10 protein-coding genes are annotated in these 13,817 nt (G+C 70.7%); 4 read left to right on the top strand and 6 right to left on the bottom strand.

Annotated features, from left to right (window positions below; all coding sequences use genetic code 11):
* Positions 1-97: 97 nt before the first annotated feature.
* A complete protein-coding gene (locus N553_RS0100645) occupies positions 98-1,615 on the bottom strand; it encodes a diguanylate cyclase domain-containing protein (protein WP_028044933.1) in 1,518 nt (505 codons plus the stop codon).
* 121 nt (positions 1,616-1,736) lie between these two features.
* Here N553_RS0100645 and N553_RS0100640 point away from each other — a divergent pair, with 121 nt between their 5' ends.
* From N553_RS0100640 to N553_RS24545, 3 genes are all read left to right on the top strand, one after another.
* Positions 1,737-3,302, top strand: a complete 1,566-nt coding sequence (locus N553_RS0100640; protein ID WP_028044932.1) for a CYTH and CHAD domain-containing protein — start codon at positions 1,737-1,739, stop codon at positions 3,300-3,302.
* A gap of 142 nt (positions 3,303-3,444) precedes the next feature.
* A complete protein-coding gene (ppk2, locus tag N553_RS0100635) occupies positions 3,445-4,374 on the top strand; it encodes a polyphosphate kinase 2 (protein WP_034620930.1) in 930 nt (309 codons plus the stop codon).
* 191 nt (positions 4,375-4,565) lie between these two features.
* Positions 4,566-7,235 (top strand): lamin tail domain-containing protein, encoded by a 2,670-nt coding sequence (locus tag N553_RS24545; RefSeq protein WP_156043644.1) that lies wholly within the window; start codon positions 4,566-4,568, stop codon positions 7,233-7,235.
* Between the two features lie 115 nt (positions 7,236-7,350).
* Here the strand turns inward: N553_RS24545 and N553_RS0100625 are convergent, their stop codons facing one another.
* Genes N553_RS0100625 through N553_RS20395 form a run of 3 tightly spaced genes read right to left on the bottom strand, consistent with a single transcriptional unit; the run spans position 7,351 to position 9,028 of the window.
* Entirely contained in the window at positions 7,351-7,650 is a 300-nt protein-coding gene (locus tag N553_RS0100625) for a DUF3349 domain-containing protein (protein ID WP_028044930.1), read from the bottom strand.
* Positions 7,650-7,874: a hypothetical protein gene (locus N553_RS0100620; protein ID WP_028044929.1), complete on the bottom strand. Its 225-nt coding sequence runs from the start codon at positions 7,872-7,874 to the stop codon at positions 7,650-7,652. The genes N553_RS0100625 and N553_RS0100620 overlap by 1 nt, the downstream gene beginning before the upstream one ends.
* Before the next feature lie 11 nt (positions 7,875-7,885).
* A complete protein-coding gene (locus N553_RS20395) occupies positions 7,886-9,028 on the bottom strand; it encodes an inorganic phosphate transporter (RefSeq protein WP_034620413.1) in 1,143 nt (380 codons plus the stop codon).
* Between the two features lie 212 nt (positions 9,029-9,240).
* Here N553_RS20395 and N553_RS20390 point away from each other — a divergent pair, with 212 nt between their 5' ends.
* The gene (locus N553_RS20390) at positions 9,241-11,478 is read left to right on the top strand and encodes an esterase-like activity of phytase family protein (RefSeq protein ID WP_034620402.1); all 2,238 of its coding nucleotides are present in this window, start codon (positions 9,241-9,243) and stop codon (positions 11,476-11,478) included.
* A gap of 90 nt (positions 11,479-11,568) precedes the next feature.
* Here the strand turns inward: N553_RS20390 and ligD are convergent, their stop codons facing one another.
* Together ligD and N553_RS0100600 are read right to left on the bottom strand one after the other, a co-directional pair.
* A complete protein-coding gene (gene ligD / locus N553_RS0100605) occupies positions 11,569-12,534 on the bottom strand; it encodes a non-homologous end-joining DNA ligase (RefSeq protein WP_028044928.1) in 966 nt (321 codons plus the stop codon).
* A gap of 110 nt (positions 12,535-12,644) precedes the next feature.
* Positions 12,645-13,634, bottom strand: coding sequence for a DUF4214 domain-containing protein (locus tag N553_RS0100600; protein WP_028044927.1), 990 nt, complete (start codon positions 13,632-13,634; stop codon positions 12,645-12,647).
* Positions 13,635-13,817: the final 183 nt, after the last annotated feature.

Below are 13,817 nucleotides of genomic sequence, written 5' to 3'. Positions count from 1 at the left end.
GGCCTTCGTCGTTCATGCAGTCAGCTGTCGCGCTCCTCCGACGCGAACCCGGTCCGCGTTGCCGCTGGAGGCCGAAACCGTCCGACGTGGTGTCCGCTCAGACCGGCAGCGGAGCGTGCGCGACCCGGTCGCGCCCTGCGGCCTTCGCCGCGTACATCGCGTCGTCGGCGGCGCGCAGCATGTCATCAGGTGACCAGCCGGGAGCGAGGGTCGCGACACCGGCGCTGACCGTGGCGCCGACGGTCCCGGTCGCGGTCGGCAGGGTGATCCGCGCACAGCGTGCCCGCAGGTCGTCTGCGCGGCGCGCCGCGTCGTCAGCTGCGTACCCGGGCAGGAGCAGGACGAACTCTTCGCCGCCCAGCCTCGCGGCCGTCTCGTCCGGGCCGGCCGACGCTTCCAGGACCCGACCGATCTGGGCGAGCAACCGGTCGCCGACGGAGTGGCCGTGCTCGTCGTTGACGGCCTTGAAGTGGTCGACGTCGACGAGCACCATGCTCAGCGGCTGCCCCGACGACGTAGCGTGCCCGACGGCGCTCGCGAGCCGGTGCTCGAGGACGCGGCGGTTGTTCAGGCCGGTCAGCCAGTCGTGCGTCGCCTGGTCCACGAGCTCGGCTCGCAGCCGCTCCATCTCGGTGACGTCCCGCAGGACCACGACCACCCCGGCGGAGCGGCCGAGGGCGTCCGACATCGGGATGACACGCACATCGAGCACGGTCCCCGTGGACGTGACCAGCGTGCCCCGGTCGTGCCGGTCCTGGTCGGCATCCAGGTAGCGACGCCACGGCACGCCGGCGTCGCCCTCGGCGAGCGAGGTGTCATCGAGCCCGCCGCCGAGGAGGCATCGAGCCGCCGGGTTCGCATCGATCACGCTGCCGCGCGCGTCGAGCACCACCACGGCGTCGTCGAGGATGTCGAGCACTCGTCGGGTGCTCACGGGCACGGTCGTGCTGTGCTGCCCGAACCTCTCGACCCACCACCACATCGCCGCGCTGAACAGGAAGCACACCGGTGTGAGGTCGGGGTCTCCTGGCCCGATCGTGAAGACGAGGCCCACCATGCAGCCCGCCAACGGCAGGGCCGCGCCCAGCGCGGCGACGGCGAACACGTGCCGATGCCGGGGGATCGCCCTGCCCATAGCGGCCGACGCGCGTCCGATGCCCGTGACGAGCAACCCGAAGCAGTAGGCCGTGTGCAGCCAGAACAGCGGCGTGTGCCCGACGACGACCGTGGTGCCGACCGTGTCCACGTGGAGGAACGCCTCGCGCCCGCTGTCCGAGAGGAGCAGGCAGAGCAGCACCGTCGGGTGCACCATGAGCATCGCGGCGCTCCGGCGGGTCAGTCGGTGCCCGGACAGCACGGCGAAGTACCAGAAGGACGCGCCCGCGACGAGCGCCACGCCCACGAAGACCAGGTAGCGCAGGGTGATCGTCGCCGGAACCGACGCCCCCGTGACGAGCAGCGACCCGCGGCACGCCGACCACAACGACGCGCCGGCCAGCATGACGCCGAGCGGGAGCGCCAGGTGCGAGATCCGTCGTCGGCGCAGCACCATGACGCCGGCCGCCCCAGCGACGACGGCGGCGAGCAGCGAGACGACATAGACGAGCGTGGGCACGCGAGACCTCCACCGTCTCTCATCGGTCGTCGGCGACGGACTGTGAGGTGGGCAGCGGGGGAGGAGGTCGGCACTGCGCGCACCGCGAGCAGATTCGGAGGTGGTGAGGTAGGACTGAACGGTGGCTGCGGTGCACGACGAGGTCGAGCTGACGTTCTCCGTGGGGCCCGACACGGTGGTGCCGGGTCTGGTCGAGCTTGTGGGTCAGACGAGGGATGGCGAACGACTGACGCAGGGCGAGCCTCAGCAGCACGTGCTGCGCGCCACGTACTACGACACCGCAGACCTGGACCTCGTCCGCCATCACCTGACGCTGCGTCGGCGCGTCGGCGGCAAGGATGCCGGCTGGCACCTGAAGGTCCCCGGAGACGGGCCCGAGCGCGCGGAGGTCCGTCTGCCTCCCGGCCGTGCCGGTGGCTCTGTGCCTGAGCGGATGCAGCGGCTCGTCCGTGCCCGGACGCACGGCAAGCCGCTCGTCGCAGTCGCCACGATCACGACCAGGCGCACTGTGCACGAGGTCGTCGACGCGACCGATCGCGCGTTGCTCGAGCTGGCGGACGACCGGGTCAGCGCCCGGCGTGTTCTGCCCCTCGGGGGATCCGGTGATGCGACCGGGCCGGAGATCGCCTGGCGCGAGATCGAGGTCGAGCTGCTCGACGGGGATCGCGACCTTCTGGCCGTGGTCGGCAGCACGCTGCGGTCGCAAGGGCTGACCACGGCACCGCACACGTCGAAGGTCGCTCGGGTCCTTCAGCTTGACGAGCGGGCGGCGGTCACCGACCGCAGCAAGGGCTCCGGTCTGTCGGTCAGGTCGACGACGAGTGACGTCGTGCTGGCGTACGTCGGTGAGCAGCTGGAGCAGCTGCGGACCCAAGATCTCCTGGTCCGGATGGGCGTGCCGGGCAGCGTGCACAAGATGCGCGTCGCGACCCGGCGCGTGCGGAGCGCCCTGGCGACGTTCCGGCGCTCGTTCGACTCCGAGGCTGTGGGGCCGCTGCGCGATGAGCTCAGGTGGCTCGCCAGCATCCTCGGCCGGGTCCGCGACGCCGAGGTGATGCGGGAGCGCGTTCTCGGCGTCCTGCAGGCGTCGGCGCACGCCGGGGCCTCCTCAGGTCCGTCCGAGGCCGAGGCGCAGCTGGGGTCCGCGTATGCCGCGGCGCGAGATGCGCTGCTCCTCGAGCTCGACGGTGAGCGATACGACCGGCTCCTCGACGTCCTCGAGACCTTCGTCCAGGACCCGCCCGTCACGGAGCGCGGCCGTCGACCGGCCAAGAAAGAGCTTCGGCGGGGTGTTGCGCGCGAGTACGCCGGTGTCCGACGACTCGTGGAGCGCGTCGCAGCAACCACCGGCTCGCAGCAGCGCGCGGAGCTGCTCCACGACGCGCGCAAGGCCGCTAAGCGGACTCGCTACTCGGCGGAGCTGGCCAGCGACGCGTTCGGTCCGGACGCACGGGCCTTCGCCGCCGCGATGGAGCGCACGCAGGAGCTCCTGGGTCAGCACCAGGACTCCGTCGTGCTCCGCGAGCGGCTGCGGGAGCTCGCCCAGACCACCTCCGACCTGGGCGCTGCGTTCACCTATGGTCGGCTGGACGCCCTCGAGGAGCTTCGTGGGCGCGAGGCCGAGGAACAGCTGCCGGCTGTGTGGTCCCGGGTCAGCAAGAAGCGCCTGCGGCGCTGGCTGCGGTGACCACCATCCGGCCGGAACGTTGAGCGGCGACCCCGTGCGAGGTGACGGTGTGCGCTCGCAGAATGGGTACAGGGTGGAGCAGTGCTCGTCGCCCGACGTCATCGCTACGGTCGTCAACGGCCGGGCGAGCCAGGAGGACACGATGGACTTCTCTCTCGATCTGAGCGCGATCGAACCCGACGCCGAGGACAACCTCCGTGAGTACATCGATCGGCTCGTCGCCGAGGGGTACACGGTGGCCGGCGGCGAAGGAGCGGATCCCGTCCTCATCGACCCCGGTGGCAAGGCCGTGGAGACCTGGCGCGAGGACTACCCCTACGACCAGCTGATGGACCGGGACGAGTACGAGCACGCCAAGTACCTGCTGCAGATCGAGCTGCTGAAGCTGCAGTACTGGGCGGAGGACCAGGGCGAGCGGCACATCATCGTGTTCGAGGGCCGCGACGCCGCCGGCAAGGGCGGCACCATCAAGCGGTTCATGGAACACCTGAACCCCCGCGCCGCACGAGTCGTCGCACTGGGCAGGCCGACGACCACCGAGCAGGGCCAGTGGTACTTCCAGCGGTACATCCAGCACTTCCCCACGGCAGGGGAGATCGTGCTGTTCGACCGGTCCTGGTACAACCGTGCAGGAGTAGAGCGGGTGATGGGGTTCTGTTCCGACGACGAGTACGCGGCGTTCATGCGGCAGGCCCCGGAGTTCGAGCGCCTGATCGTCGACGATGGCACCCACCTGACCAAGTTCTGGTTCTCCGTGACCCGACGCGAGCAGCGCACCCGCTTCGCGATCCGGCAGATCGACCCTGTGCGCCGCTGGAAGCTGTCCCCGATGGACCTGGAGTCCCTGGGCCGCTGGGAGGACTACTCCGCGGCGAAGGAGGCGATGTTCACAGGCACCGACACCGACCACGCGCCCTGGATCACCATGCGCAGCAACGACAAGAAGCGCGCACGGCTCAACGCCATGCGCCACTTCTTGAACCAGTTCTCCTACGAGGGCAAGAACCAGGACGTCATCGGCGAGGTCGATCCGCTCATCGTGCATCGCGGCGTCCACGCTGCGGGCGACTGAGCAGCCGCGGCCCCCAGGCCGTGAACGTCGGCCGCCGGCACATCTGGACGGGCTTTGGCGCACCGAGAAGGCGGAGGACCTCGACCGCTAGAGCGCGGGAACGGGCGAGGCGGGTCCCCCGGGCGAGGTGTTTCCTCGTTGTTCGCCCCGCCGTCTTTGTCCGTCTATGCGGCATCGTCAGACTCTGCACCGTGAAACCTGGCATCTCGCGCGCCGTCGCGCCCTTGGCCGTACTGACCACCATGAGCGCCCTGGCGACCGCGTTGCCGGCCGCAGCCCACGCCGACGCGGTGCCGGACGTCAGGATCACCGAGTGGATGTACAACCCGGTGCACTCCTCGGGTGAGTACCTCGAGATCACCAACCTCGGTGCGTCACCCGTCAACCTCGCCGGCTGGTCGTTCGACGACGACAGCACGGCGCCGACCACAGTGCCGCTGGACGGTCTGGGCACCCTCGCGGCCGGTGAGTCCGCGATCATCACCGAGTCCTCGGACGCCACGTTCCGCAGCGAGTGGGCCCTGGGCGCCACCGTCAAGATCCTCGCGGGCAACGCGACCAACCTGGGCCGCGCCGACGAGATCAACCTCTTCGACGGGCCCGACGGCGTCGCGAACCTGGTCGACCGGCTCACCTACAACGACCAGGGCAGCGGCACCGTCAAGGGTCCGCGCACGCAAGGCGTGGCCGGTGTCCCGGTCAGCGCAGCCGCGCTCGGCGCCAACGACGCATCGCAGTGGCAGCTCTCGACCGTGGGCGACGGCGAGGCGTCGTGGGCGTCGACCACCGGCGACGTCGGCTCGCCGGGCACGAGCCGTTTCGCGCCGGCCGCGCCGGACTGGACGCACATCCGCATCAACGAGGTGTCGTCCGACAACGGTGCCACGCCCGTCGGCGACGCGGTCGAGCTGTACAACAGCGGCAGCGCCGACGTCAGCATCGCCGGCTGGTTGCAGATCGACAGCGGCGCCGCGACCGCGGCCACGGCGTTCTCGGCGAAGCTGCCCGACGGCACGGCCACCACGATCGTGCCGTCGCACGGCTTCGTGTACCTCGGGTCGACCAAGGGGCTGGGCAGCGGGGGCGACGGTGTGAAGGTCTACCTGCCGGACGGCCCTCACGGGACGGCCGGAACCCTCGTCGACTCGGTGACCTACACCGCAGGGCAGGCGGGGACGGACGAGACGAACGCCATCGGCGCCGGCGCCTACGCGCGCTGCCCCGACGGGTCCGGCGACCTCGTCCCTGTGACGACCAAGAGCTTCGGCGCCTCGAACGCCACCGCGTGCCTGACGCCCGTGGGCGCTCCGGGCGGGGGCACGGGCGGCGGTCCGACGCTTGCCTGCCAGCCCGAGGGACCCTCCGGCACCGGAACGCTGCCGGCCACTGCGTTGACCCCGACCGCCTGGAAGGGGTCACCGGCCGTCACCGTCGCGGACGCCCAGTGCGCGTGGGGAACGACGACGGGCCCGGAGGGGCGTGACATCAGCGGGCTGGTGTTCGACCCCACCAACGCGAACGTCCTGTACTCGGTGAAGAACAAGAGCTGGGTGTTCCGCCTGGTCAAACAAGGCAACGTGTGGGTGTCCGACACCGCCGACGGCTGGGGCGCGGGCAAGGAGATCTTCTTCCCGGGCAGCACCGACCCGGTGACGAACCAGCCCGACTCCGAGGGCCTGACCGTCGGCGCGGACGGCGCTCTGTACGTCACCACCGAGCGCAACAACGCGTCGAACACCAACCCGCTGAACTCGATCCTGCGGTTCGACCCGACCCAGTCGGGCGCGCAGCTCGTCGCGACGGACCAGTGGGACCTGACCGCCGAGTTCCCGGAGCTGCGCGCGGGCAACAAGACCGAGGCGAACCTCGGGTTCGAGGGCGTCACCTACGTGCCGGACAGCTACCTGGTGGCGAACGGGTTCGTCGAGTCCACCGGCCTGACCTACAAGCCCAGCAGCTACCCGCTGCACGGGACGGGCCTGTACTTCGCGGCGCTCGAGAACGACGGCAAGCTCTACGCCTACGCGCTCAACGGCGACCACTCGTTCCACCGCGTCGCGGTCGTCGACACGGGCATGGGCCACGTCATGGACGTCCAGTACGACGCCTACGCGCAGCGGATCTGGGCGCTGTGCGACAACACGTGCGGCGTCACCTCGACCGTGCTCAAGGTGAGCTCGACCGGCACGATCATCCCGGAGGTCGTCTTCGCCAAGCCCGCCGACCTGCCCGTGGACAACGTGGAGGGCTTCGCGATCGCCCCGAGCTCGACCTGCGTCGACGGCACCAAGGAGGTCGTCTGGTCCGACGACGGCGTCTTCGGCGCCGGACCGGGCACACCCGGCGAGGGGCACGCTCTCTACAGCGGCCGGGTCAGCTGCGACCTCGGTCTGGGCGCGCAGGGCGTCCCCGGACCGCCAGTCTGGGAGTCCGGCAAGGTCTACAACACCGGTGACAAGGTCACCTACGCCGGCACGGTGTTCCTGGCGCAGTGGTGGACGTCCGGTGAGGTGCCCGGCTCCACTGCGTACGGCTCCTGGCAGGAGCTCGCGACCGCTGCAGACGGCACTGCCATCTGGACGCCGTCGCGCGTTTTCACCACCGGCGATGTCGTCACGTGCAACGGCACGACGTACCGGGCCCGGTGGTGGACCCGCAACCAGGTGCCTGGCGTCGTCGGAGGTGCCTGGACCGAGATCCCGGCAGTCGTCTCGCCCGGCTCGTCGCCGGCGTGGAGCGCGGCCACCGTCTACGTCGGCGGAGAGACCGTGACCTACCTCGGCCACACGTACCAGGCGCAGTGGTGGACCGCCGGCACGGCCCCGGGCACCCCGTGGTCCGCCTGGACGCTCATCGCCTGATCGGACCCGTTCCGGTACGGGACGCCCTGGACGCGGGGCACGACGGGCTGAGAGTCTTCTCCGCCCGTCTGCACCCTCGGGCGGAGACGGCGAACCGGAGGTGCGGCCGACCCGCCTACTCGTCGACGTCGGCGAGCGGCCAGCCGACTGCCGCGAGCCGAGCGCTGACCCGGGCGATGTCGCTCTCGTGCGGGTCTTCGCGCAGCAGCACGCCGATCTGCTCGCCCACGGCGGCCTGCGTCGCGCCGTCCGGGTGCAGCAGGATCACGCGGTCGGCGACCTCCTGCACCTCGTCCTCGGTCAGCTTGCGTCGCAGCAGAGCCAGGAGCGCGACGTAGTCGTTCTCGGGCACGCCGACGGGGTAGCCGGCCCGGAGCCAGTCGGTGACGCGGCGCACCGCGTTCGGCCGGGACATCACTTGGCCGTGGTGATGCTGTAGATGCCCAGGACCACGGCGGCGACGACGACGGCGAAGCAGAGGTACCCGACAAGAGTGCGGATCGCGGGTCGCGGTGCGGCTCCGGCGTCGGTGGCCAGGGCCCGGACCCCGAGGGCGAAGACTGCCGGGATGCTCGTGCCGAGCAGCAGGCTCACCACCACGACCCTCAGCAGTGCGCCGCCGTCGATGAGGTTGTCCATGTCTCCTCCTGTCAGACCGTGGCCGGGCGGCGGGCCGGGCGCGCCGGCTCCGACCACTCGTCGTTGACGTTCTCGTGGTTCACGGCGCTACGTCGTGCCGCGACGAAGATGGCAGTCGACGCCGCCACGAGCAGGATCAGCACGGCCACGTTGCCGAGGGTGCCTCCGACCCAGCTCTGCAGGGCCTCGGCACCTGCGCCGACCATGGCGGCGGCGGGCAGGGTCACCAGCCAGGCGACGGCCATCCGGCGGGCCGTGGACCAGCGCACCTGACTGCCGCGCCCCACGCCGGAGCCCATGATCGAGCCGCTCGCGACGTGGGTGGTCGACAGCGGGAACCCGAGGTTGCTCGAGACCAGGATGACCACTGCCGACGACGTCTCAGCGGCCAGACCCTGCGGCGACTCGATGTCCACGAGGCCCTTGCCCAGGGTGCGGATCACCCGCCAGCCACCGAGATACGTGCCGAGCCCGATCGCCAGCGCGCACGAGACGATGACCCAGGCGGGCACGGCGGAGCCGTCGGGGAGCGCTCCTCCCGCGATCAGCGCCAGCAGGATGATCCCCATCGTCTTCTGGGCATCGTTGGTGCCGTGTGCGAGGGAGACCATCGACGCCGAGCCGACCTGACCCCACCGGAACTCCTGCGTGCGTTCCCGGCCGGGTACGCCCCGCGTGATGCGGTAGACCAGCCAGGTCCCGATCAGGGCGACGACACCGGCGGCCACGGGGGCGACGACGGCCGGGATCACGACCTTGCCGATCAGTCCCGCCCAGATGACACCCGACGGTCCGGCCGCCGCGAGGACGGCACCGACGAGCCCGCCGATGATCGCGTGGGACGAGCTCGACGGCAGGCCGAGGTACCACGTGACGAGGTTCCACAGGATGCCGCCGGCCAGGCCGGCGAAGACGACGGACAGGGTCACGGCGTCCTGCTCGACGATGCCGGACGCGATGGTCGCGGCGACCGCCAGGGAGAGGAACGCGCCGACGACGTTCAGGACCGCCGACAGGAGCACAGCGACCTTCGGTTTGAGCGCGCCGGTCGCGATCGACGTCGCCATGGCGTTCGCCGTGTCGTGGAAGCCGTTGGTGAAGTCGAAGGCGAGCGCCGTCACGACCACCAGGACGAGGAGCGGGACATCGGTCACACGACGAAGGTCAGCCCGTCGGATGGCTCCGGCAACCCGAGCAAGGCGAGTTTGCCGAGTGTTCACGCGGACGTCACCGTGCGCGTCGCGACAAAGACAGTGCGCCGAGCACACGGCTGTCGCGCGTCGCAGTGAGAGGTTTCACAGCGCCGCCATCCGGACATTCCCGGGATGTCGGTCCGCCGTCGCCGGGCGCCGGTTGCCTGGCACGCATGAGACGCACCGCAGCACTCTCAGTCCTCGCGGCGACCGTGGCCGCCGCCCTCCTCGCCCCGACTCCCGCGCTCGCGGGTGACCACGGCGGCCCGCCGGACGCCCGGGGTCGTCACACGATCACACAGCCGACCCTGGTTGCTCGCGCCACGCTCTCGGCCGACTACCTCGCTCCAGGACCACCGTCCGGCGCGCAGTCCACGCCCGCCAACGGCAGGCAGGGCCCGTTCGCCGGGCAGGTGATCCCGGGATTCTCCGGCATGGTCGATGCCGGTGACGGCACCTTCTGGGCCCTGCCCGACAACGGGTTCGGCGCGAAGACCAACTCGGCCGACTTCCTCCTCAGGCTCTACCACGTGACGCCGCAGTGGCAGACGGCCTCGGGCGGTGACGGGCAGATCCAGGTGGGCGAGTTCGTGTCGCTGCGCGATCCCGACCACCGCATCGACTTCCCGATCGTCAACGACGCGACCCCTGACCGGCTCCTGACCGGTGCGGACTTCGACGTCGAGTCCGTCGTGCGCTCGAAGGACGGCAGCTTCTGGATCGGTGAGGAGTTCGGTCCGTTCCTCCTGCACGTCGACGCCACCGGCACGCTGCTCGCGGCGCCGGTGCCCTTCCCGGCCGCCAAGTCACCGCAGAACCCGTACCTGCAGCCGGGGGAGACGCCCCGGCTCAAGGGCAGCAACGGCTTCGAGGCCATGGCGGGCTCGCGTGACGGGCGGTTCCTCTACCCCGTCACGGAGGGCGCCTTCGTGGACGACGCGGTGGCCCGCCGCCGCACGATCTCCGAGTTCGACACGGGCGCCAACGGGTACACCGGCCGGACCTGGGCGTACCAGACCGACCAGGAGGCCAACCTCGTCGGCGATGCCTTCATGACCGGCAAGCACGAGATGCTCGTCGTCGAGCGGGACAACTTCCAGGGCGAGGCCGCGGTGATCAAGCGGGTCTACCGGCTCGACCTCGACACGGCAGACGCCGACGGGTTCGTCACCAAGACGCTCGTGCTCGACGCGCTGAAGATCGCCAACCCCGACCACCTCGGCAACGGCGACGGCTACGGCACCGACGAGCCGTTCTCGCTACCGGTTCAGTCGTTCGAGACCGTGGTCCAGCTGCGCGACGGCCGCCTGCTCATCGCGAACGACAACAACTACCCCGGAAACGCAGCACGCATCGCAGGCACGCCCGACGACACCGAGATGGACATCGTCGACCTGCGACAGGTGCGCGCGCCCTCAGCGGCCGCGGTGACCGTGATCGGCCACCGCGGCGGCAGCGGCTACCGACCCGAGCACACGCTCGCGTCCTACGAGACGGCGATCCGGATGTGTGCGGACTACATCGAGCCGGACCTCGTCTCGACCAAGGACGGAGTGCTGGTGGCGCGGCACGAGAACGAGATCGGCGGCACCACCGACGTCGCGAACCACGTCGAGTTCGCGGACCGCAAGGCCACGAAGACGGTGGACGGCCGCAGCATCACGGGCTGGTTCACGGAGGACTTCACGCTCGCGGAGCTCAGGACCCTGCGTGCCAAGGAGCGCCTGCCGCTGGTGCGGCCCGCGAACACCGCGTTCGACACCCTGTACGAGATCCCGACGTTCGACGAGGTGCTGGACCTGGCCCGACACTCGACGACATGCGACGGCCAGCCGGTCGGCGTCTACCCCGAGACCAAGCACCCGACGTACTTCGACTCGGTCGGGCTGTCGCTCGAGGAGCCGCTGCTCGCTCAGCTCGCGGCCAACGGCATGGACGGGCGACGGTCACCCGTCTTCATCCAGAGCTTCGAGACGGCGAACCTGCGCCAGCTCCACCAGCAGACGCGTCTGCCGCTGGTCCAGCTCGTCGACTGCTCGGGTGCGCCGTACGACCTCGTCGCATCCGGTGACCCCAGGACGTACAAGGACCTCGTCACCAGGAAGGGCCTGGCGCAGGTCGCGCGGTACGCCTCCGGGGTCGGTCTGTGCAAGGACGTGATGATCCCGCGGAACGCCGACGGTTCCCTCGCGGCGCCGACCGCGGTCATCGCCGATGCGCACCGGGTCGGTCTGGTCGTGCACGGCTGGACCTTCCGTCGGGAGAACCAGTTCCTGCCGCTCGAGTTCCGCAGCAGCACCGACCCGAACGCGGTGGGGGACCTGGCCGCAGAGATCCGGGTGTTCGTCGGTGCAGGCATGGACGGGGTGTTCAGCGACAACCCGGACGTGGCGTCTCAGACGGTCGGGTAGCCCACAGGAAGCGCCCGCGCTACCCGCTCGTGGCGTGTCCCGAGCGGGTAGCGCCTCGTCGTGCGGTCAGCACCACCGTTCGTGGCCTGCTCAGCCCTCGTCGTCCGGAGGTACCGGCGCCCCGTCGCGCTCGTCGCGCTCGGCCCACTGGAGCAGAGGCGCCAGGTCGAACACCGAGTCGTCGATGCCGGCATGGAGGTCGCCGAGCTCGGCGTAGCGTGCCGGCACCGTGCGCAGGGTGCAGTCGCGCGGATCGACGTCGTCGATCTCGTCCCAACGCAGCGGCGTCGACACGGTGGCGTCGGGGGTGCCGCGCACCGAGTAGGCCGAGGCGATGGTGTGGTCGCGCGCGTTCTGGTTGTAGTCCACGAAGACGAGCGACGGGTCCCTGTCGCGCCGCCACCACGCGGTGGTGACGTCGTCCTGTGCACGGCGCTCGACCTCGCGCGCGAAGGCGAGCGCCGCACGTCGCACGTCCGCGAACCCGTGCTCGGGCGCGATCCGGACATAGACGTGCAGGCCGGAGCCGCCGGAGGTCTTGGGCCAGCCGACCGCCCCCAGGTCCGCCAGCACCTCCTGTGCGACATGTGCCACGCGCCGCACCCGGTCGAAGGGGCAGTCCGGCATCGGGTCCAGGTCGATGCGCCACTCGTCGGGGCGCTCGGTGTCGGCCCGACGGCTGTTCCACGGGTGGAACTCGACGGTGGACATCTGCACCGCCCAGATGACGTGGGCCAGCTCGGTGACGCAGAGCTCGTCGGCGGTGCGGCCGAATCGCGGGAAGTAGACCTCGACCGTCTCCATCCAGGGCGGGGCCCCGCGCGGCAACCGCTTCTGGTGCACCTTCTCTCCGCCGACGCCGGTCGGGTATCGGTGCAGCATGCAGGGGCGGTCCTGCAGCGCACGGACGATCCCGTCACCGACGGCGAGGTAGTAGTGCGCGAGGTCGAGCTTCGTGGTGCCGCTGGCAGGGAAGTAGACGCGCTCCGGATTGGAGAGGCGCACGGTGCGGGACCCGACGTCGAGCTCGACGGCGGGCGAGTGTTCCGGGGCCATGCCTCATTCAACCGCTGCACAGCGACGACGGCCCGGACCTGCTGGTCCGGGCCGTCGTCGTTCGCGGGTCGGAGGCTTCCGGGGGGAGTGCGTCCCAGGCCCCGGCGGGATCAGTTCGGAGGCGCCACCGTCAGCGTCGCGAACGCGTTGAGCCCCCGGTAGACGGCGTGCACCTCGTGGGCGCCGGACGATGCCGGCACACAGTACGAGTCCGGGCACGGCTGGCCGTCCCACTCGACGGTCGAGGCGGCGGTGACGTCGTCGATGGGCGTCCCGAACCGGTCGTACGCCGTGACCTCGAAGTACTGACCCGACCCGAGGACCGTGCTGGCGTCGTGCGGTGACAGCAGGATGGACGAGACGAATGGCCGAGACGTCGCGTTGGTCCAGTACTCGTCGGAGGCGACGATGCCGCCGATGATCTGCTCGTCCCGCGAGCCCTGCTGGATCGCCGAGACCCAGGACGTGCGACCCACCGGGTCGAGGCCCCGCCCGAGCAGCCACCAGTAGTACCCGTCGACGACCGATGACAGGTACTCGGTCGAGAGCAGGAAGCCCATCGCGACCTGCGCCCGTGTGGCGCCCAGATCGAGCTGGCCCACCCAGGCCGCGACCTCGGCGTCGGCCGCGTCACGGCCCAGGACGTCCGAGTACAGGGCCCGCACCCAGCCGGCCTTCGTGCTGCCGGCATCCGCCCAGTACTCGTCCGACGCGATGAAGCCCGAGTCCAGCTGCTCGATCGTCAGCCCCGAGTTCATCTTCCGGAGCCAGAACTGCAGGCCCTCGGCGTCGGGTTCGCGCCCGAGCCACCCGTCGTAGGCGTCGGCGATCAATCCGGCACGGAACTCCGTCGACGACGTGATCGCGTTGGCTACCGCGATGCGGGGCGTACCTGTCGACAGCTGCCAGGTCCAGGTTCCGTGGCCCGTCGGGTCCGCCGCGCGGTCGAAGAGATCCCAGTACACCTCGTCGACATAGTGCCCGATGGTCAGGCTCAGGGCCGGGTCGGGCATGGGGATGGTCGCGGCGGCGGGCTGCGCCGCGAGCGGGAGCAGCAGGCCGGTCACGACCAGCGCGACTGCTGTTCGGAGGGGACGCACGTGGATCTCCAATCGATGCTGGGCGAGGGCTGTTCCAGCCCTCCGGGGCGGGACGGCGTGAACGGCGACGACGCCTGGCTCCCGAGCCATGCACCACGCGAACGCGACTGCCTGGATTCCCGGCGTGCGCGGAGCATATCCGCTCCCACGGCGGCCCAGGCCGACATCGGCACACCGATGCCC

The sequence above is a fragment of the Cellulomonas sp. URHE0023 genome (genome assembly GCF_000688475.1).
Classification (GTDB): domain Bacteria; phylum Actinomycetota; class Actinomycetes; order Actinomycetales; family Cellulomonadaceae; genus Cellulomonas.
The sequence above is the reverse complement of the archived record's forward strand: the minus strand, read 5'-3'. Positions and strand labels throughout refer to the sequence as shown.